The following is a 21275-nucleotide window of genomic DNA, read 5'->3' on the forward strand; positions in this document are numbered from 1 at the left end:
TCGCCCCATTAGATCACACAGGCACCCATTGGCGGCCCAACGTAACATGTTGAGATCCCCTAACAGGTCCCCCAAACTAAGATCAACGAGATACTAATGAGCGACTTGCTAGAGCAAATAAGGTCCAGACGCACCTTTGCAATTATTTCGCACCCGGATGCGGGTAAAACCACTATCACCGAAAAAGTGCTGCTGTTTGGCCGCGCGCTACAAACCGCCGGTACTGTAAAAGGTAAAAAATCGGGGCAGCATGCCAAATCAGACTGGATGGAGATGGAAAAAGAGCGGGGGATCTCGGTCACCACCTCGGTAATGCAGTTTCCGTATCAGGACCATCTGGTCAACCTACTGGATACTCCGGGGCACGAAGACTTTTCTGAAGATACCTACCGCACCCTGACTGCGGTGGACTCCTGTTTGATGGTCATCGATGCGGCCAAAGGGGTTGAGGCCCGAACCCGCAAGCTGATGGAAGTGACCCGGTTGCGTGATACGCCCATCATTACGTTTATGAACAAGCTTGACCGCGATATCCGCGACCCGATGGAATTGCTGGATGAAGTGGAAACTGAGCTGGATATATTGTGTGCGCCTATCACCTGGCCCATTGGCAGTGGTAAAAGCTTTAAAGGGGTGTACCATCTGCATCGCGATGAGACCGTTTTGTACAAAAGTGGTTTGGGTCACACCATTCAGGATGTGCGCATTGTAAAAGGCTTAGACAACCCTGAACTGGATACGGCCGTGGGCAGTGATTTAGCGCAAACCCTGCGCGATGAGCTGGAATTGGTCATGGGCGCGTCCAACGAGTTCGACAAAGAGCTGTTTTTGGCGGGCGAACTGACCCCGGTGTACTTTGGTACAGCTCTGGGTAACTTTGGGGTCGACCATATGCTGGACGGGCTGGTGGAGTGGGCGCCTGCGCCTAAAAGCCGCGAGACCGAAGAAGGCAAAGTTGAAGCCAGTGAGCCGGGCTTCAGTGGCTTTGTGTTTAAGATCCAGGCCAATATGGACCCCCGCCATCGTGACCGGGTAGCCTTTTGCCGGATTGTGTCGGGTAAATATGAAAAAGGCATGAAGATGCGCCATACCCGCATCGGTAAAGATATCCGCATTGCTGATGCGCTGACCTTTTTAGCCGGTGACCGGGCCCTGCTGGAAGAAGCCTATGCCGGCGATATCATTGGCCTGCACAACCACGGTACCATTCGCATTGGCGATACCTTTACCGCCGGCGATAACTTCCGCTTTACCGGTATCCCCAACTTTGCCCCCGAGTTGTTCAAGCGGATTCGGTTGCGCGATCCAATGAAACAAAAACAGTTGCTTAAAGGCCTGATCCAGCTGTCTGAAGAAGGCGCTGTGCAGGTATTCCGCCCGCTGATCAACAATGATTTAATTGTGGGCGCGGTCGGGGTGCTGCAGTTTGATGTGGTGGTGGCCCGCTTAAAAGCCGAATACAACGTGGATGCGCTGTATGAGCATATCAATGTCAGTACTGCGCGCTGGGTGTATGCCAAGGATGAGCGCAAGCTGGATGAATTCCGTCGCAAAGCGGAAGCAAACCTGGCACTGGATGGCGGTGACAACCTGACCTATATTGCACCGACCATGGTCAATCTGCAGCTTGCGCAGGAACGCTATCCGGATATCGAATTTACTCATACTCGCGAACATTAAGACTGACAATTATGAATATACATGCACTACTGGTAAGCCGTTTTACCCAGGCATTAGAAGATATGAACATTGCGGATGCGCCGGTGCCTGTGGCCCGCAGCGCCCGCCCTGAGTTTGGCGAGTATCAGTTCAACGGCGCCATGGCGTTGGCCAAAACACTTAAACAAAAGCCCCGCGATATCGCTCAGCAGATTGTTGAGCAGGTGCGCCTGTCAGATATCGCCAGCAAGCTGGAAATCGCTGGCCCCGGCTTTATCAATATCCACCTGAATGACACCTGGCTGGCCAATCAGTGTGAGCTGGCGTTGCACGATCCGCGCTTAGGAATCGCCAAACAGCCGCAACAAACTGTAGTGGTAGACTACAGCTCACCTAACCTGGCCAAAGAAATGCACGTGGGCCATTTGCGTACCACCATCATTGGCGACAGTGTGGTCAAACTGCTGGAGTTTTTAGGTCACATTGTTATTCGCCAAAACCACATGGGTGACTGGGGTACCCAGTTCGGCATGCTGCTGGCGCACTTTAATGACAAGCTGGCCGATAACCAGATGGCCGAAACCGCGCTCTCGGATCTGGAAGATTTTTACCGCGAAGCCAAAGTGCGCTTTGACGAAGAAGACGGTTTTGCCGACCGTGCTCGTGAATTTGTGGTCAAACTACAAGGCGGTGACGAAGCCTGTCTGGCGCTGTGGGATACCTTTATTGACATCAGTATCCAGCACAGTGAAGAAGTGTATGCCAAGCTCAATGTCAGCCTGACCCGTGAAGACATCATGGGCGAGTCAGCCTATAACCATGACCTGGCCAATGTGGTTGCCGACCTCAAAGCCAAAGGCATTGCGGTGGAAGACCAGGGCGCTCAGGTAGTCTTTTTGCCTGAACTGGCTGACAAAGAAGGCAAGCCAGCGGTGTATATCGTGCAAAAATCCGGTGGCGGTTATCTGTATGCCACCACCGATTTGGCGGCCATGCGCTACCGCAGCCAGACTTTAAATGCCGATCGCACCCTGATTCTGACGGATGCGCGCCAGGCGCTGCATTTTAAACAAACCGAAATGGTTGGTCGCAAAGCCGGCTTTATGCAGGACAGTCAAAGCTACGAGCATTGCCCGTTCGGTATGATGCTGGGCAGTGATGGCAGGCCGTTTAAAACCCGTTCCGGCGGCACGGTCAAGCTGGTGGAGCTGCTGGATGAAGCGGTGCAGCGTGCCCGCACCTTGCTGACTCAACGGGATACCGATTTAAGTGCTGCTGAGCTGGATGAAGTGGCGCGCAAGGTGGGCATCGGCGCGGTCAAATATGCTGACTTAAGTAAAAACCGTACCACCGATTATGTGTTCAACTGGGACACTATGCTCAGCTTTGAGGGGAACACGGCGCCGTATCTGCAGTATGCCTTCACCCGGGTACAAAGCATTTTCCGCAAATCAGGTATCTCAGTGGCCGACTTGCCGGTAGCCATCGAACTGCACGAAAAGCAGGAACATCATTTGGCGGTGCAGCTGATGCAGCTGGAAGAAACCTTGTCCGTAGTGGCCCGCGATGCCACCCCGCATGTGCTGTGTGCCTACCTGTACGATCTGGCCTCGGCCTTTATGAGCTTCTACGAAGCCTGCCCGATCTTACGCGACGATACGCCCATCGCTGTGCGTCATAGCCGCCTGGCGCTGGCAGCGTTGGTTTCCAATACCCTGTCCCAAGGCTTGGCCCTGTTGGGTATCGAAACCTTAGAAAAAATGTAAACTAGGCTATCTAAGCCGCAGCATCTTGCTGTTATCGTTTTAAAAAAGGCTGTTTCGACAGCCTTTTTTTATACCAGGAGCCAACATGCCAAAGTTACTTGCATTTGCCGGCAGCACACGCCGCCAGTCATTTAATCAATCTATCTTAAACACTGCAGTCAAAGGCGCCGAAGAAGCAGGTGTTGAAGTGACCCTGATTAATCTGGCCGACTACGCGATGCCGATCTTTAATCAGGACGATGAAGCCGAGTACGGTATTCCGGAGCGCGCCCAGGCATTTAAAGAATTGCTGATGAGTCACGACGGGTTTTTGATTGCGACCCCTGAATACAACAGCAGCTACCCGGCATTGCTGAAAAATGCCCTGGACTGGGCATCCCGCCAGGCCGGTGACGAAAAAGTATTGCAAGCCTATAAAGGTAAGGTGGCCGGTCTAATTGCTGCCTCACCTGGCGCGCTGGGTGGCCTGCGCGCGCTGACAGCACTGCGCACGTTACTGGAAAATGTAGGTGTGATGGTGATTCCCAACCAAAAAGCCATCGGCAAGGCCGACTCTGTGATCAATGAACAAGGCGAAGTGCACGATGAAAAAACTATCAAGCAACTTAAAGGGGTGGGCCGAGACACCGCGCAATTACTACAGCGTTTGAGCTAATCCTGTCAGCGGGGCTGTTCCCAGGCCCCGCGCATATGCCTTTTTGGCAGTACCCAGACCAATTTCTTTTGGTATCACGGCTATTAAAAAAGCTGTAATTTCGTTACTATTCGCGGTCTTAATCTATCAACCGACAGAGCGGATCATGTTCGAAATTAATCCAGTTCAAAACGCCATTGCCGATATTCGGGTAAGAACCCAGGCGCTTAGGGGGTATCTTTGACTTCGATACAAAGTCAGAGCGCTTAGAAGAAGTCAACCGGGAATTAGAAAGCCCGGATGTTTGGAATGAACCCGACCGCGCCCAGGCACTGGGCAAAGAAAAGGTGGCTTTAGAGCAGGTAGTGGAAACCATCGTCCAGCTGGAGCAGGGCGCTGAAGATGTCGAAGGCCTGGTCGAGCTGGCGGTAGAAGCCGAAGATGAAGAAACCTTTGAAGAAGCCAAAGGAGAAATAGACGGGCTGATTGAACAGCTGGAAACGCTGGAATTTCGCCGCATGTTCTCCGGTCCCAATGATGCTGCCGACTGTTATGTCGACCTGCAAGCCGGCTCCGGCGGCACCGAAGCACAGGACTGGGCAAATATGCTGCTGCGCATGTACCTGCGCTGGGGCGAAGCCCACGGCTATAAAACCGAAATCATCGAATTGTCAGAAGGCGATGTGGCCGGCATCAAAAGTGCCACCATCCGTTTTCAGGGCGAATATGCCTTTGGCTGGCTGCGCACCGAGACCGGCGTGCACCGCTTAGTCCGAAAGTCGCCCTTTGATTCGGGCAACCGTCGGCATACCTCGTTTTCATCGGCGTTTGTGTACCCGGAAATTGATGACGATATTGATATCGAAATCAACCCGGCTGACTTGCGGGTGGATACTTACCGGGCCTCAGGCGCCGGTGGTCAGCACGTTAACCGGACCGATTCAGCGGTGCGTATCACCCACGAACCTACCGGGATTGTGGTGCAGTGCCAGAATGACCGCTCGCAGCACAAAAACAAAGATCAGGCCATGAAACAGCTGAAAGCCAAGCTGTATGAGTTTGAGCTGCAAAAACAAACTGCAGAAAAACAGGCCTTGGAAGACAGCAAGTCCGATATCGGCTGGGGCAGCCAGATCCGCTCTTATGTGCTGGATGATTCGCGCATCAAGGATTTGCGTACCGGGATTGAAAACCGTAATACCCAAGCCGTACTTGACGGCGACCTAGACAAATTTATCGAAGCCAGCCTGAAGTCCGGGCTTTAACAAACAAGTGATGTTATGACCAGTCAACAGCAAGACGAAAACAAACTGATTGCCGAGCGCCGGGCAAAATTGAGCGCACTGCGGGAAACCTGCCGCGCCAACGGATTCCCTAATTCATTCCGCCGGGAAAACTACGCTGATGAATTACAGCAGGCCTTTGGCGAGCTGGATAAAGAAACCCTGATTGAGCAAGGTCACCAGGTCAGCATCGCTGGCCGCATCATGGCTAAGCGTGGCCCGTTTATTCTGCTGCAGGATATGACCGGCCGGGTGCAGGCCTATGCGTCCAAAGATACTCAAAAAGACATCAAGGCCCGCTACGGCAGCCTGGATATCGGCGATATCATTGGCGTGGCCGGGACTCTCAATAAATCCGGTAAAGGCGATTTGTATGTGGACATGGCCGAGTATGAATTGCTGACCAAGGCGCTGCGCCCGTTGCCGGAAAAATTCCATGGCCTGAGCGATCAGGAAACTAAATACCGTCAGCGTTATGTGGATCTGATCACCAGCGATAAAACCCGTGAAACCTTCCGCATTCGCAGTGAGTTGATTAACGGTATTCGCCAGTATCTGACCCAGCGTAAATTCATCGAGGTGGAAACTCCGATGTTGCAGGTGATCCCAGGTGGCGCCACTGCCAAGCCGTTTGTGACCCACCACAATGCCATGGACATTGATATGTACCTGCGTATTGCCCCGGAGCTGTATCTGAAGCGCTTAGTGGTCGGCGGTATGGAAAGGGTGTTTGAAATCAACCGTAACTTCCGTAATGAAGGTTTGTCGACCCGGCACAATCCAGAATTTACTATGCTGGAATTCTACCAGGCCTATGCTGATTACAATGATTTGATGGACCTGACCGAAGATATGCTGCGCACTGTGACTCAGGATATTCTGGGCAGCAGCAAGGTGGTCAATACTGTGCGTGACAGCGAAGGCAATGTCACCGAAGAAAAGCACTATGACTTCAGTCAGCCATTTGACCGTCTGAGCATGGGCGATGCCATCTTAAAATACTGGCCGGAAGCCAATGAAGCGGCAATTCGTGATCCTGAAGCGCATTTGGATGAGCTTAAAGCCATGGCCAAGCAGTTGCATATCAAAGAGCCAGAAGTGGAAGGTATCTGGGGCGCGGGTAAGTATCTGTGTGAAATCTTTGAAGCCACCGCCGAAGAACAGCTGGAACAGCCGACCTTTATCACTGAATACCCGTGGGAAGTGTCGCCGCTGGCGCGACGCAACGATGATAACCCGTTTATCACCGATCGCTTTGAGTTTTTTGTGGGCGGCCGTGAAATTGCCAATGGCTTTAGCGAGTTGAATGACTCTGAAGATCAGGCTGAGCGTTTTCGTAAGCAGGTGTCTGAAAAAGAAGCCGGCGATGATGAAGCCATGCACTTTGATGACGATTATATCCGCGCGCTGGAATACGGTTTACCGCCAACAGCCGGGCAGGGCATCGGTATCGACCGCCTGACCATGCTGCTGACCGACAGCCCGACCATCAAAGATGTGATTTTATTCCCGCACATGCGCCCGGAAGGTCAGGAATAAGCTGACTCAAGGGCTTTAATTTTGCGGTACAAAAAGGCATTGACGGGCACGTCGATGCCTTTTTTATTGGCTGCTTCTACAATAAAACCATTGATGGCATCAATCTCGGTGCGGCGCTTAAGTTTTACATCCTGATGCATGCTGGAAAAGTTGGCGGCGGTGGCTTTGATTACTTGCTGCACCTGCTCCTGTAAGGTAGCCAGTGAATAATTCACCCGGTGCGCCTGCATCACCAGTGCCACTTCCTGGCAAATATCCCGCACATGGCCGGTAAACCGGCTGCTTTGCAGCTCGCCATTGGGAATATCATGCAAGGTGGTCAGAGGGTTGATCACAGCATTGATGGCCAGCTTTAACCACAACGCCTCGGTAATATTGTTGTGCCAGGTCACCGGCTGTAAACAGCGGCTTAGGGTTTCAAAAATGTATTCTAACTGACGCGCACTGCTGCCCGGGTTGTCCGGTGCCTCACCAAATACCGTGCGGCCAAACCCTGTATGCTTCACTTCATGGGGGTTGGTTTTCATAGCAGCATGGCTGGTGGTAGCCTGATAAATCGGGTGTTTAGGCAGTACCTCACGCACACTTTCCAACCCGCCCATGCCATTGTGAAGCAACAGCACCGGCGTTTGCGGATGCATTTTATCGCGCCACTCCCGGGCGGCATCGGCCAGCTGAAACACCTTAAGCGGCAACACCAGCAAGTCCTGCTCGCTCAGTTGCTCGGCTGGGGAAAGCATATCCGAAAACCATAAGGCTTGACCGCTGTAGTTCATCAGCCGCTGAGTTAAGCGATTGGCGGCGCGTGGCGCCAAACTGTAGGGAATATGATTTTTTTGTGCGCCAGCGGCGATTAAAGAGCCGATAGCACCACTGCCAATGATTTGTATGCGCCCGGCAATTGGAGTTGCCATCCGATGTCCTATAACATGGTTGAAGACAGTTTTAGGTCAGGCCAGGGAAGTGCCGCCGGTGCGGTGTAGCGTGCCAACCACTCGCTAAAAGCTGTTGTTAAAAATTGACTGCCCAAAGCAGGGTTACAGTGTACAACAAAATGTTGCCCGGCATAGTGAAATTCGACCTGCCAGGCATGCAGGTATAAGCGGTCGGCATTCTTTCCGCCATACAGTTGGTCGCCTAAGATAGGGCAGCCCAGGCTTTTCAGCGCCACCCGGATTTGATGGGTCTTGCCGGTGAGCGGGCGTACCAGATAAGCGCGCAGCCCGGGGCTGATGCTTTGGCAAAAAAACTGAGTGGCCGCCGGGTTTTCCCGGCTTTTTAACAGGATATGCTGGCCGCCCCGTCGGTTTTTCATATCTCCAACAATACTGCCTTGCTTTTTTTTCGGTTTGCCCGGGGCGAGGGCCACATAATATTTTTGTATCTCGCGCCGGGCAAATAGCCCACTTAAGGTCGCCGCTGCGGCGGCATTGCGGGCGATGATCAAACAACCTGAGGTGCCATCATCCAGCCGGTGGCATAGATATAAATCCAACTCGTCAAGCTGGGCCGCTAAGAGCGTGATAATACCCTGGTCACTGTCATGCATGGTGACCCCGGCAGGCTTGTGGACCACATAAAAATCGTCATTGGCCAGCAGAATGGAGATCGCCGGCATTTATGCTTTAACCAGTGCAATTGCTGCTTCGTAATCCAACTCATCAATGGCCTCGCGCAGGGCATTCTCGGCATCGTCCTGCAGGCCAATTCCCTGTAACCAGCCATCCAGTTTTTCCTGTGGAATAAATTCGTGTTGCTCCAGCGCCTGCAACAATGCGCTTTTATCAGCAGCCGCCGGCTCAGCAGCGGTGGCGGACTCTGCCGGTGCGGCTTCTGCCTGGCTCAACTTTGTAATGGCAGCCAGGGTTTGTTCGTGGGTTTCCAGCAGTTGCTGATGATTGTGCGGAATTTCATGACTGCGCTTGATGGATTCTTCGTAGATACGGGCCTGCTCGTGCAAGGCGCTACAGCCCAGATTACCCGACACCCCTTTTAGGGTATGCACCAAAATACGCACCTCATCCCACTGCGCAGCAGCCAGTGCACTGCCTAAACGGGCATCCAGATGCTCGTACTCAGCTGCCAGTTTTTCCAGCAAACGAATAAACATAGCCTGATTACCGCTTAATTGCGCGGTACCAAACTCCAGGTCTATGATCGGTAAAGCGTTATTCATCTTAAAATCCCTGATGGTGACAGCTAAAAGTGTAGGCTATGCCTGCATAAATTGATACAACCTGTCCGCTAAGAACAGGCGTTATCTGCCGAAAAATTTGATAGGCTGCTATTTCTTAGCCTGTGCAGGTCATCCCGGTCATCTGGCCCTCTGACATCTGCGTTAATAAAAACCACAAGGAATGCGCAATGGTACTTCGCAAACACACTCTCAGCATTGTGATGCTGACCCTGATTGCCAGCCTGGCAGGATGCCAGCAAGCCTTTCAGACTGACTCCACTGCGGCCGAAGCGCCTACAGTCGAAACAGCTGCAGCTAGCCAGCCCGGTAACAAACAGCAGCAGCTTAAGATAGAGCATACCAAATATCAGTTAGACAATGGTCTGACAGTGATTTTGCACAAGGATACGTCTGACCCGCTGGTGCATGTCGACATGACCTATCATGTGGGCTCGGCCAGAGAAGAATTGGGTAAGTCCGGCTTTGCGCATTTTTTTGAACATATGATGTTCCAGGGCTCACAACATGTGGCCGATGAACAGCACTTTAAACTCATCACCGAGGCGGGCGGGTCGCTAAACGGCACCACCAGTCATGATCGCACCAATTATTTTCAGACTGTGCCGGCCAACCAGCTGGAAAAAGTGTTGTGGCTGGAAGCCGACCGCATGGGCTTTTTGTTACCCGCGGTAGACCAGCAAAAATTTGAAAATCAGCGGGCGACAGTAAAAAATGAACGGGCTCAGCGTATCGACAATCAGCCTTACGGGCTGCGCAGCGAGCGTACTGCCCAGGCCTTGTACCCGGCCGATCATCCATATTCCTGGCTGCCGATTGGCTATGTCGAAGATTTAGACCGGGTTAACGTGGACGATCTTAAGGCCTTTTTCAAACGCTGGTATGGCCCTAACAATGCGGTGCTGACCATTGGCGGCGATATTGATATTGCACAAACCAAAGCCTGGGTGGAGCAGTATTTTGGGTCGATTCCCAGCGGGCCGGCGGTGAGCGATGCAGAGCCTGCGCCGGTCACATTAGAGCAAAACCGCTACATCACGCTGGAAGACAATGTGCACCTGCCTTTGCTGCAAATTACCTTTCCCACTGTGTATGCCCGGCATCCTGATGAAGCGCCGTTGGATGTGCTGGCAGATATCTTAGGCAGTGGCAAAACCTCCTTATTGTACAAAAACCTCGTAAAACAGGGCAAAGCGGTGCAGGCAGCAGTCAATCATCCTTGCCGTGAACTGGCCTGTGAATTTCAGCTACTGGCACTGGCAAATCCGGCCAGTGTAAAAGGGTTAAATCAACTTGAACAAATCATTGCCCAGACTCTGGCCGAATTTGAGCAGCGCGGTGTACAGCCCGATGACCTAGCGCGTACCAAAGCCGCGATTGAAGCATCGACGGTGTTTGGCCTGCAAAGTGTGGCCGGCAAGGTGTCGCAACTGGCAGCCGGGGAAACTTTTCATGAACAGCCGGATTTGGTGGCCGCCGATATTGAGCGGTACAACGCGGTCAGTGCAGCTGATGTGATGCGCGTGTATCGTAAATACATTAAACACGGCCACGGTGTGTACTTGAGTGTGGTGCCGCAAGGTCAAACTCAATTGGCGGCCAGAGAGCCTAATTTTACCGTCCCTGGACGCACTATTACCGACCCAGCGCCAACCAGTGAGGTGCAGACTGCCTCTATCAGCGATAGCTTTGATCGCAGTCAAGTGCCCCAGGCCGGCCCGACCCCAGTGGTCACGGTGCCCGAATACTGGGAGCATACTTTACCGGGGGATATCACCCTGTTGGGTGTAACCAGCGACGAAACACCGACAGTGACATTCTCGTTGGTGATGGAGGGCGGCATATTGCTGGATTCGGCTGAAAAAGCCGGTACCGCCTACCTGACCGCTCTGATGATGAATGAGTCAACCGAGCGCTACTCCAATGAAGCCATGGCCAATGAGCTGGCCAAGCTGGGCAGCTCAATTCAATTTAGCACCTCCGGCCGCTACACCCGGGTTACCGTGTCCAGTCTGACCAAGCATCTGGACGACACCTTTGCCTTGTTAGAGGAAAAACTGTTAAACCCGGCCTTTTTAGCCCAGGATTTTGAACGCATGAAAGCCCGCGTAATGCAGGGCATGCAGCAACAGCTGAAAAACCCGGAGATGATGGCCACACTGGCGCGTGATTGGGTATTGTTTGGAAAAAACCATCGGTTGAGCCTGCCAGAGCAGGGCACACTGGAAACATTGGCCAACATCACGCTGGACGATATCAAACAATTTTATGCCCAGTACTACACCCCGGCTCATGCCCATGCGGTGGTGGTCAGTGATCTGCCCCAGGAAGCCTTGACCCCGACCCTGGCATTTTTAGAGCAATGGCAGCAAACTGCTTATACCGTGCCTGAATTTAACGAGTTTCCGGATTATCAGCAGGCCCGCCTGTATCTGGTGGATAACCCAGAAAGTGTGCAGTCGGTGGTGCGCATGGTTAAGCCGGGCCCCACCTTTGATGCCACCGGTGAGTATTTTCGTTCGCGTTTGCTGAATTTTCCGTTAGGCGGGGCGTTTAACAGCCGGGTGAATTTGAACCTGCGCGAGGACAAAGGCTATACCTACGGGGCGTCTACCACTTTTGCCGGTGGCAAAACCTTAGGCTGGTTTCAGGCCTCGGCAGATTTGCAGGGTGAGTATACCGTGCAAGGGATTGAAGAGATGCTTGCCGAGATCCGCACCTATCAGCAAGAGGGTATGACCGCTGACGAGCTGCGCTTTATGCGCAATGCCTTTACCTTAAGTGATGCGCTGGAGTTTGAGACCCCGGCCAGCAAAGCCCGCTTTTTAAGTCAGTTGCAGGCATTTGAGCTGCCGGATGATTACCGGCGCCAGCAGTTAGACATCATCAATGCCATAACGCTGGAGGAATTAAACACCCTGGCCGCCCGGCAGTTAGATACCGAAAATCTGCAAATAATTGTTGTTGGCGATGAGGCAAAAATTCTGGAACAATTACGCACTTTGGGTTTGCCTATCTTCAGATTGTCGCTGCAGGAGCGAACCCAACGCCGATTAACACCGTAATGCTACGATTCGTCGTATAAACCGGCAAGCCTTATTGAATTCACCTGGTGCCCCCTTTATTTAAGGGGGCCATTGATAACCGGATAAAGATTTGACTGTGACGCAATTGAATTTTGAACAACGCCTGGACGCGCTACAAGACGAAAAGTTTATTGTAAGCCTGGCCAAGAGTTTACGTGGCGTAGAGCGTGAAGCGCTGCGGATAAAACCCAATGGCGCGTTGTCGCAATCAGCTCACCCGGCGGCGCTGGGTTCAGCATTGACCCACGATACCATCACCACCGATTTTTCTGAGTCACTGCTTGAATTCATTACGCCGCCGGCGGTCGATGCGCAAACCACACTGGCGCAGCTGGAAGATATTCACAAGTACGTAAGTGGAAATGTGGGCAATGAATTGTTATGGCCCATGAGCATGCCGTGCTTTATCGAAGACGAGCAAAGTATCCCCATTGCCGATTTTGGTGAATCCAATGTGGGTAAAATGAAACGCATTTACCGGATTGGCCTGAAAAACCGCTACGGCAGTATGATGCAGGCCATTGCCGGGGTGCATTATAACTTCTCATTTGCTCCTGAGTTCTGGGAGCAATGGGCGCGGTTGCACGGCCAGGAGCCCGGTCAGCAGCAAGTTGCCCAGGACTATTTTGCGCTGATCCGCAATTACCGCCGCACTTGCTGGCTGATCCCTTATTTGTTTGGCGCCTCTCCGGCGTTGTGCAGTTCATTTTTGAACAATAAACAGCACAACATGCAATTTGAAAAGGTCGGCAAGGGCACCTATTACCTGCCGTATGCTACCTCACTGCGCATGAGTGATTTAGGCTATACCAATGCAGAGCAATCCGCCCTGCAGATTTGCTATAACGAGTTAGGCAATTATGTGCGCCTGCTGCGCAGCGCCATGCAAACCCCTTCCACTCGCTTTGCAAAATTTGCCGCCGGTGAAGAGGGCAACTGGCAGCAGTTAAGCCATAACATTTTGCAGATTGAAAACGAGCTGTATTCACCCATCCGGCCTAAGCAGCCCACGAAAGGGCTGGAAAAGCCTACCGATGCGCTGATTCGCCGTGGAGTCAGTTATATTGAAGTGCGGGCGTTGGATCTTAACCCGTTTTCAGCCACCGGCATTGATGCCACTCAGATGCACTTTTTGGATGTGTACTTGCTAACCTGTTTGATGATGCCCAGTCCTGAGCTTAACCCGGAGGCATTAACCGAAGCGCGTGAGAATATGGACAAAGTGGTTCTGCAAGGCCGCAATCCGGAACTTGAGCTTTGTCAGGAGGGTAACCCAGTGCGCATGCGCGAGTGGGCCGACTCCCTGTTTGAACGCTTTTTCAAAGTCGCTCAATTACTGGATAAAGGCAAACACACCAGCCAGTACACCGATGCGGTGCAGGCGCAGTGGCAGAAAATTGAAGATCCGGCAAAAACACCGTCTGGGCAGATCATGGCCAGCCTGCTGGACGATGATGCCGACAACTCGGCGTTAGGCTTGTTGCTTGCCAAAGAGTACGCAGACACTCACCAAAATTTTGCTTATACTCACCAGTCACAAGACGATTTTGTTGCCCTGGCACGCCAGTCGCTGGCCGCGCAGCAAGAGATTGAGCAACAGGAACAGGTGGACTTTGCCACTTTTCTGGCCAACTATTACAACGAACCGCCAGCCTGATTGCACACCCTGGACAGCCTCCTCGCGCCCGGCTAGTGGCGACGAGCGAGGCTGACGGATACGCATAAAAAAACGCCTGACAGGGTGTCAGGCGTCAAAGCGTTCCAGGGAAACACACATATTTGCTAGAACATTAATTTGGACACCCGATGTTGAAAAAGTTCAAACAAGTTCGCGGTTTTTTTTACCTGCTTGCCTTGCTGCCCCTTCTGCTTTCTGGCTGTGCCACCGCCCCTCCCAAAAATGCCAGTAATCTGTGCGAAATCTTTTTTGAAAAAGAAGACTGGTATGATGCCGCGGTTGATACCCGGGATAAATGGGGGGTGCCAATCCATGTGCCGATGGCCATGATGTATCAGGAAAGCTCGTTTCGGCACGACGCGCTGCCGCCGCGCGACTATATCTTTTTTGACCTCATTCCCTGGGGCCGGGTAAGCAGCGCTTATGGGTATTCGCAGGCTAAAACCATGACCTGGAGCGACTATATTCGTGAAACTGGCAACAGCTGGGCAGACCGCGATGATTTTGATGATGCCATGGATTTTATGGGCTGGTTTATCTACAAATCGTATCGCATCAATGGCACTTCTAAGTGGGATGCCTATGGTCAGTATCTGAATTACCATGAAGGGTGGGGCGGATATAAGCGCAAATCGTATAACCGTAAACCCTGGTTAAAGCGGGTAGCCGGCAAAGTAAAAGCGCGCTCGTTGCGCTATGCCTCTCAGTTAAGAGGCTGCCAGGAAGAATTAGACAAAAGCTGGTTCTGGAAACTGTTTTCTTAAAAAAAGCTGGACGGGCGCACCACACACCCGTCCAACACCGACGCTAAGCCAAGACCGTAAATTACCCAACGTCGAACAGGCATTTGTAGATTAGTGTAAATGAGAATGATTTTCAATACGAATTTTGAAAAAAGATAACGTTTTCTTTTACCAGGGCCGGTGTAAGGAATTTACTGTCTACGCCCATCGCTTTTAACAAAGCCTGTTCGCCAACAGACGGAAAGACAAAAGGCAGAGCGCCTGGTTTGAATATTCGATTTGCTAGCGCAGCGCCCAGTCCGGCTCGGCAGTTTCCACCAGCACCAGTAATGCGCCCTGGCCACCGTGTTCCAGCGGGGCCTGATGAAATGCCAGTACATGCGGATGCTGCACCAATAGGTGAGGCAGAGCTTGTTTAAGCACACCGGCGCCAATGCCGTGTACGATGGCCACACATTCAATCATCTGTTTATGCGCGGTGTGTAACAGCGCGGCTAACTCCAGTTTGGCGGCTTCGCGGGTGAGCCCGTGCAAATCCAATATTAACTCTGGGCTATAGTCGCCCCGACGCAGTTGTTTAAGTAAATGGGTGGCGGCGTCTGCCCGGCAATAACGCATCGGGCCGCTGTCTGGCAATACCGTTTGATAATGATCAGAAAAGGCAAATGACGCACTGACCTGGCGTTCACTGCCGGTATCCGGGCGCCGAATACTGGCTTTTGCCTGCAGCTTCTGCGCTTTGGTCGGTGCCACCTTGTCCTGGGTCAGACGTTTTACCGGCCCGACCGCTGCCCGAAACAGCGCAAAATCATCGTCATTGTCACAAGAGGGCTTGTCTGCCATGAATATCAGGTTCCGTACTGTGGAAAAAACCGCTGTCGGCCGCCCCTTTGGCACCAAATTAACCATGGGCGAGGCCAGTATCTTTGGGTATGATAGCAGTTTTGACGCAACAGATGTACCGAAGGCCCATGACCGACAAGATATACCTGGATGAAGCCATCAACGATTTGCACACCTTACTGGATATGGTGCGCTGGTCCGTCAGCCGCTTTAACGACGCCGAATTGTATTTTGGCCACGGCACCGATAATGCGTGGGACGAAGCTGTCTCGCTGGTGCTGTATGCGCTGCATCTGCCGCAAAGCATGGTAGCGCAAACCGGCGACGGCCTGTTCAATGCCCGTCTGACCACCAGCGAGCGCGAAAAGGTGGCCGAGCTGGTGTTAAAACGGGTCCAAACCCGTTTGCCGCTGCCCTATATCACCAACGAAGCCTGGTTCTGCGGTCTGCCCTTTTATGTGGATGAGCGGGTGCTGATCCCGCGCTCGCCCTTTGCCGAGCTGATCCAGCAACGGTTTGAAGGGCATCTGACGCAATCGCCAAATAATATTCTGGATATGTGTACCGGCGGCGGCTGTATTGCCATTGCCCTGGCCTATGCTTTTGAAGATGCCCATGTGGACGCGGTGGACATTTCATCCGATGCCCTGGCGGTAGCGGATGAGAACATTCAGCAGCATCAACTGACTGATCGGGTTTACCCCATCGCCTCAGATTTGTTTACCAGCCTGAAAGGCCAGAAGTACGATTTGATTGTGTCTAACCCGCCCTATGTGGATGCCCAGGACATGGCGGATCTGCCGGCCGAATACCAGCACGAGCCCGAACTGGCCCTGGCGGCCGGTGACGATGGTCTGGATCTGGTGGAGCTGATGCTGCAACAAGCGGTGGAATATATGAACGACGGTGCCTGGCTGTTTGTGGAAGTGGGCAACAGCGAAGTGCATATGGCCAATCGCTTTGCCGGCCTGGATGTAGAGTGGCTGACCTTTGAACAGGGCGGGCATGGCATTTTTGCGGTCGCCAAGGATACCCTGGTGGCCTACTGGAACAACAAAGGAACGCAGTAAGTATGTCTGGCAACAGTTTTGGCAAATTATTTACGGTTACCACCTTTGGTGAAAGTCACGGGGTGGCCATTGGTGGCGTTGTGGACGGCTGTCCTCCGGGCCTGGAAATTGATATCGACGATTTGCAGCATGATCTGGATCGGCGTAAGCCAGGCACCTCGCGGTATACCACCGCGCGGCGCGAAGATGATGCGGTACAGATCCTGTCCGGCGTGTTTGAAGGCAAAACCACCGGCACCAGCATTGGCCTGTTGATCAATAACAAAGATCAGCGCAGTCAGGATTATTCTAATATCAAGGATCGCTTTCGCCCGGGCCACGCCGACTACACCTACGAACACAAATACGGTGGCCGCGATTACCGCGGTGGCGGCCGCTCATCAGCGCGGGAAACCGCCATCCGCGTGGCGGCAGGCGCCATTGCGAAAAAGTTTTTAAAAACCGAATTCGGCATCGAGATCCACGGCTATCTGGCACAGCTGGGCCCGGTCAATGTGGAGCAGGTGGACCCGGCGGTGACTAATACAAATCCGTTTTTTTGCCCTGATGCCAGCAAACTGGATGCGCTGGATGACTATATGCGTCAGCTGAAAAAATCCGGTGATTCTATCGGCGCGCGGGTTAATGTGGTGGCCACTAATATGCCAGTGGGTTGGGGTGAGCCGGTATTCGACCGCCTGGATGCCGATATTGCTTCGGCCATGATGGGCATCAATGCGGTTAAGGGCGTGGAAATTGGTGACGGCTTTGCGGTCGTGGAACAAAAAGGCTCCGAACATCGCGATGAACTGACCCCTGAGGGCTTTGCCAGTAACCATGCCGGCGGCGTGTTGGGCGGCATTTCCAGCGGTCAGGATCTCACTGTGAGTATGGCGCTTAAGCCTACCTCGAGTATCTCAGTACCGGGTAAAACCATCAATAAAGACGGTGAGGCCATTGATGTGATTACCAAGGGCCGTCACGATCCCTGTGTGGGGATCCGGGCTGTGCCTATCGCCGAAGCCATGCTGGCGATCACGCTAATGGATCATTGTCTGCGTCATCGTGCGCAAAACCCGCAACATACCAGTACCACACCGGTTATTCCGGGTCACCGCTAAGTGACGCCCCCGGCACCGTCTGCGCAGCCACAGCATGCTGCGCACAGCCGCACTAATCTGATCTTATTGGCACTGACCTACTGGTTGTACTTTGGCCAGTTAGGTGTGCTGGTGCCGTATCTGGGCGTTTTTCTCGACGGCCGGGGTTTTAGCTCGGCCGATATTGGCAATCTGTTTGCCGTTATCACTTTATCCCGTCTAATCGGCCCGTCATTATGGGCAAGCCTGGCAGATCGCACCGGAAAACTGTTACCGGTCATGCGCATGGGCTGTTTGCTCAGTGCATTATGCTTTGTGCTGATCTTTTATCTCAATGGCTTTTGGGGCCTCACGCTGGCCTTTGCCCTGATGATGATGTTCTGGACCGCAGTACTGCCGCAACTTGAAGTGGTCACCAACCAGGCGGTGGCTCCCACCACCACCAGCTATGGCCAGATCCGGCTATGGGGCAGTGTGGGCTTTATCATGCTGACAGTGGCAGTGGGTTTTGGACTGGACCATTATTCGTCTGAATTGCCAGTGTTGGCCAGCATGGCCGTGTTAAGTACCCTGTTTTTGATCAGCCTGACCCTGCGCCAGCCACCCCTCAATGTAAGTGCGGATTCGCCCGGTGGCTCAGTGTGGCAATTTGTTCGCCACAAACCTTTTGTGGTGTTTTTACTCAGTGCCACCGCACTGCAAATCAGCTTTGGGCCTTATTACGGCTTTTTTGCCCTGTATATGCGCGATTTAGGTTACAGTGGCCAGCAAACCGGCGTGCTCATTGCGTTAGGCGTGGCGGCCGAAGTAGGCATATTTTTACTGGCCCGGCGTCTGATCCTGCGTTTTGGGGTATGGCGGCTGCTAATGGCCTGCATGCTGTTAACCACAGTGCGCTGGTATGCCTTAGCCGACTGGGCCCAGCACAGTGCAGTGGTGGTAGCCAGCCAGCTTATCCACGCCTTAAGCTTTGGCCTGACCCATGCGGTGTCGGTACATTTTATTCAACAATTTTTACCAGCCCGCTTTCACAGCCGTGGCCAGGCGGTGTACATCAGTGTGGCCTATGGCTTAGGTGGGGCGGTGGGAAATATGGGAGCCGGTCACATCTGGGACCAGGGCGCGGAGGCTTATGCTGCGTTTGCCCTGGCTGCGCTCAGTTGTCTTGCCGGGGCGCTGGTGCTACTGTTGGTGGCCCCGGCGCAGTTGCAAGGGGCGCGCTCGTCGGCTTAACCAGGAAATAGTGAGTATGCAAAAACGTATCTTAATATCAGTAAGTTGCCTTGTTGGTAGCCTGGCGATGCCAGCGCTGGCAAATTCAGACCTGTGGCTGTTTTCATTAAGTTACGACCAGGATATGCCTTCCATTGCGGCAGCCCGCCAATTGACCGATACACCGGATTATACCAATCAGCCGCATTTTGATCCGGCTCGCCAGCAGCTGTTGTATACCCAGAGTTTTGCCGCCGGCACCACCACGCAAACCGATGCCATGGCTTACGATCTGGTGCAGGGCTATCATACTCACTTAACCTTCACCCCGGAATCCGAATATTCGCCCACCCCGCTGCCTAAGGCGCCGGGTTTTTCGGCCATTCAGGTAGATAAACAAAACAAACAATGGCTGATGCAATTTGGCTTAGATGAACGGCCCGACAAATTTTCACCGGTGGAGCCGGTGGGCTACCATGTGTGGGTAGACAAAGACCAGGCGCTGGCCTTTGTGCTAGGCGAGCCGCACACGTTGCAGATGCTTACCCCGGACAGTGCCCGCAAACTTGACGAAGCCATCGGCCCGAGCCTGTGGCCGATCCCCGGCACCAGTCTATTCAGTTATACCAAAAATCCGGCGCCGGACAGCCAGCCCTGGGCGCTGATGAGTTACGATCCGGCTAATGACCAAAGCAGTGTGCTGGCAACCTTGCCCGATACTGCTAACTACATGGCCTGGACCCCAGGTGGCAAGGCACTAACCGTGGTGGATAGCCAGATAATGGCGTGGGATTTTCGTGAGCCGGTGACCGCAGCAGGGGAGCGCCCCAGTGCCACTGCCGAGCCACAATGGCAGGTGTGGCTGGATATTAGCGAACAATGCCCGGCAGGCGCCTCGCGGCTGCATATGAACCCGGCGGGCAATTATCTGGCAGTGGTGTGTAACCGGCCTGATTAAACGGCGTTCACGCCACCCGACCGGTGCGCCGGCAGGCTGCAATCACCTCGGCTTCATCGTCGAGGGTTTCCTGCTCCAGGATCACATCGAACTTCCATAACCGGTGCAGATGGCGCATCACCTCATCTTTGGAATTGGCCAGCGGAATATCGCGCTGCGGAATATAGCGTAGGGTCAACGAACGGTCGCCGCGCACATCCACATTGTACACCTGAATATTGGGCTCAATATTACTCAGATTATATTGCGCTGACAGTTTTTCCCGAATTTTCAGATAGCCCTGCTCATCATGAATCGCACTGACACTGATGTATGGGTTAGCTGCATCGTCTTCCACCGCAAATAATTTAAAATCACGGATCAGCTTGGGCGATAAAAACTGGCTGATAAAGCTCTCGTCCTTAAAATTACGCATGGCGAAGTGAACAGTTTCCAGCCAGTCCTTGCCGGCCACTTCTGGCAAATACTTATAATCTTCCTCGGTGGGCGACTGACACATGCGTTTAATATCCATAAACATGTTAAAGCCCAGCGCATACGGATTGATGCCAGAATAATAGGGGCTGTTATATTCAGGCTGCATCACCACACTGGTATGGCTGTGCAAAAACTCCATCATAAACCGATCGGTCACCAGGCCTTCTTCATACAACTGCGATAAAATATGATAATGCCAGAAACAAGCCCAGCCTTCGTTCATTACCTGGGTTTGCTTTTGCGGGTAAAAATACTGCGAGACCTTGCGTACAATCCGCACCAGCTCGCGCTGCCAGGAGTCCAGCAAAGGCGCATTTTTTTCAATAAAATACAGCAGGTTTTCCTGCGGCTCAGACGGAAAGCGCGGTGCTTCAGGCGCTTTACTTTGTTTGGCATCGGGCAGGGTGCGCCACAACTCATTGACTTGAGACTGCAGATATTTTTCCCGTTGTTTTTGCCGGCTGCGCTCTTCTTGTAACGAAATCTTTTGGGGCCGTTTGTAGCGATCTACCCCGTAGTTCATCAGCGCATGGCAGGAGTCGATGATATCTTCAACTTCTTTGGAACCGTATTTTTGCTCGCACTTGCTGATGTAATTTTTGGCAAACACCAGATAGTCGATGATAGAGCTGGCGTCGGTCCAGGTTTGAAACAGATAGTTGCCTTTAAAAAATGAATTGTGGCCGTAACAGGCATGGGCCATCACCAGTGCTTGCATGGTGATGGTATTTTCTTCCATCAGGTAGGCGATACAGGGGTCAGAGTTAATCACAATTTCGTAAGCCAGACCCATCTGGCCGCGGCGGTATTGCTGTTCGGTCTGGATAAATTTTTTGCCAAACGACCAGTGGTTGTAATTGATGGGCATGCCAATGCTGGCGTAAGCATCCATCATTTGTTCTGCGGTGATCACCTCAATCTGATTGGGGTAGATATCCAGCTTAAAATTGGTGGCGATACGATCGATTTCCTGCTCGTATTGCTCGATCAAATCAAAGGTCCAGTCAGGCCCGTCGCTGAGCGGGGTGCGTGCCCGGGGTGCTGCGTGTGCCAT

Annotated in this window: 17 protein-coding genes; 12 read left to right on the forward strand and 5 right to left on the reverse strand. The window is 52.9% G+C overall.

The window, feature by feature from the left end:
- The first annotated feature begins 96 nt into the window (after window positions 1-96).
- The 5 genes from prfC (at window position 97) to lysS (ending at window position 6881) form a co-directional block, all read left to right on the forward strand.
- A complete protein-coding gene (prfC, locus tag ACTUJZ_RS08075; RefSeq protein WP_463635783.1) occupies window positions 97-1680 on the forward strand; it encodes a peptide chain release factor 3 in 1584 nt (527 codons plus the stop codon).
- Between the two features lie 11 nt (window positions 1681-1691).
- Complete coding sequence (argS, locus tag ACTUJZ_RS08080) at window positions 1692-3425, forward strand: arginine--tRNA ligase (RefSeq protein ID WP_463635784.1); 1734 nt, start codon at window positions 1692-1694, stop codon at window positions 3423-3425.
- A gap of 85 nt (window positions 3426-3510) precedes the next feature.
- The gene (locus ACTUJZ_RS08085; protein WP_463635785.1) at window positions 3511-4080 is read left to right on the forward strand and encodes an NADPH-dependent FMN reductase; all 570 of its coding nucleotides are present in this window, start codon (window positions 3511-3513) and stop codon (window positions 4078-4080) included.
- Window positions 4081-4225: 145 nt separating this feature from the next.
- Window positions 4226-5324 (forward strand): peptide chain release factor 2 gene (prfB, locus tag ACTUJZ_RS08090; protein ID WP_463635786.1). Its coding sequence is split into 2 segments (ribosomal slippage): window positions 4226-4300 and window positions 4302-5324, totalling 1098 coding nucleotides; the frame shifts between segments, so codons are not numbered across the junction.
- A gap of 15 nt (window positions 5325-5339) precedes the next feature.
- A complete protein-coding gene (lysS, locus tag ACTUJZ_RS08095; RefSeq protein WP_463635787.1) occupies window positions 5340-6881 on the forward strand; it encodes a lysine--tRNA ligase in 1542 nt (513 codons plus the stop codon).
- On the opposite strand, the gene ACTUJZ_RS08100 is transcribed toward lysS, so the two are convergent.
- Genes ACTUJZ_RS08100 through ACTUJZ_RS08110 form a run of 3 tightly spaced genes read right to left on the reverse strand, consistent with a single transcriptional unit; the run spans window position 6872 to window position 9057 of the window.
- Window positions 6872-7795: a ketopantoate reductase family protein gene (locus ACTUJZ_RS08100; RefSeq protein ID WP_463635788.1), complete on the reverse strand. Its 924-nt coding sequence runs from the start codon at window positions 7793-7795 to the stop codon at window positions 6872-6874. The two genes, lysS and ACTUJZ_RS08100, sit on opposite strands and share 10 nt — an antisense overlap.
- An 8-nt stretch (window positions 7796-7803) precedes the next feature.
- Window positions 7804-8499 carry a TIGR01621 family pseudouridine synthase gene (locus tag ACTUJZ_RS08105; protein WP_463635789.1) on the reverse strand — a complete coding sequence of 232 codons (696 nt, stop codon included), beginning with the start codon at window positions 8497-8499 and terminating at the stop codon, window positions 7804-7806.
- The gene (locus ACTUJZ_RS08110) at window positions 8500-9057 is read right to left on the reverse strand and encodes an Hpt domain-containing protein (RefSeq protein WP_463635790.1); all 558 of its coding nucleotides are present in this window, start codon (window positions 9055-9057) and stop codon (window positions 8500-8502) included.
- A gap of 188 nt (window positions 9058-9245) precedes the next feature.
- On the opposite strand from ACTUJZ_RS08110, the gene ACTUJZ_RS08115 reads away from it, so the two are divergent.
- The 3 genes from ACTUJZ_RS08115 to ACTUJZ_RS08125 all read left to right on the forward strand — a co-directional run bounded on the left by ACTUJZ_RS08115 (window position 9246) and on the right by ACTUJZ_RS08125 (window position 14603).
- Window positions 9246-12140 carry a M16 family metallopeptidase gene (locus ACTUJZ_RS08115; protein ID WP_463635791.1) on the forward strand — a complete coding sequence of 965 codons (2895 nt, stop codon included), beginning with the start codon at window positions 9246-9248 and terminating at the stop codon, window positions 12138-12140.
- A gap of 91 nt (window positions 12141-12231) precedes the next feature.
- Window positions 12232-13818, forward strand: a complete 1587-nt coding sequence (gshA, locus tag ACTUJZ_RS08120; protein ID WP_463635792.1) for a glutamate--cysteine ligase — start codon at window positions 12232-12234, stop codon at window positions 13816-13818.
- Between the two features lie 149 nt (window positions 13819-13967).
- A complete protein-coding gene (locus ACTUJZ_RS08125; RefSeq protein ID WP_463635793.1) occupies window positions 13968-14603 on the forward strand; it encodes a transglycosylase SLT domain-containing protein in 636 nt (211 codons plus the stop codon).
- 261 nt (window positions 14604-14864) lie between these two features.
- Here the strand turns inward: ACTUJZ_RS08125 and smrB are convergent, their stop codons facing one another.
- Window positions 14865-15425, reverse strand: coding sequence for an endonuclease SmrB (gene smrB / locus ACTUJZ_RS08130; RefSeq protein ID WP_463635794.1), 561 nt, complete (start codon window positions 15423-15425; stop codon window positions 14865-14867).
- Window positions 15426-15553: 128 nt separating this feature from the next.
- Here smrB and prmB point away from each other — a divergent pair, with 128 nt between their 5' ends.
- Genes prmB through ACTUJZ_RS08150 form a run of 4 tightly spaced genes read left to right on the forward strand, consistent with a single transcriptional unit; the run spans window position 15554 to window position 19744 of the window.
- Complete coding sequence (gene prmB / locus ACTUJZ_RS08135; protein ID WP_463635795.1) at window positions 15554-16495, forward strand: 50S ribosomal protein L3 N(5)-glutamine methyltransferase; 942 nt, start codon at window positions 15554-15556, stop codon at window positions 16493-16495.
- Between the two features lie 2 nt (window positions 16496-16497).
- Entirely contained in the window at window positions 16498-17595 is a 1098-nt protein-coding gene (aroC, locus tag ACTUJZ_RS08140; RefSeq protein WP_463635796.1) for a chorismate synthase, read from the forward strand.
- Window positions 17596-18807: an MFS transporter gene (locus tag ACTUJZ_RS08145; RefSeq protein ID WP_463635797.1), complete on the forward strand. Its 1212-nt coding sequence runs from the start codon at window positions 17596-17598 to the stop codon at window positions 18805-18807.
- A gap of 16 nt (window positions 18808-18823) precedes the next feature.
- The gene (locus ACTUJZ_RS08150; protein WP_463635798.1) at window positions 18824-19744 is read left to right on the forward strand and encodes a hypothetical protein; all 921 of its coding nucleotides are present in this window, start codon (window positions 18824-18826) and stop codon (window positions 19742-19744) included.
- 7 nt (window positions 19745-19751) lie between these two features.
- Here ACTUJZ_RS08150 and ACTUJZ_RS08155 read toward each other — a convergent pair whose 3' ends face one another.
- Window positions 19752-21275 (reverse strand): SpoVR family protein, encoded by a 1524-nt coding sequence (locus ACTUJZ_RS08155; RefSeq protein ID WP_463635799.1) that lies wholly within the window; start codon window positions 21273-21275, stop codon window positions 19752-19754.

The sequence above is a fragment of the Alteromonas sp. WD8-37 genome, from assembly GCF_055326825.1.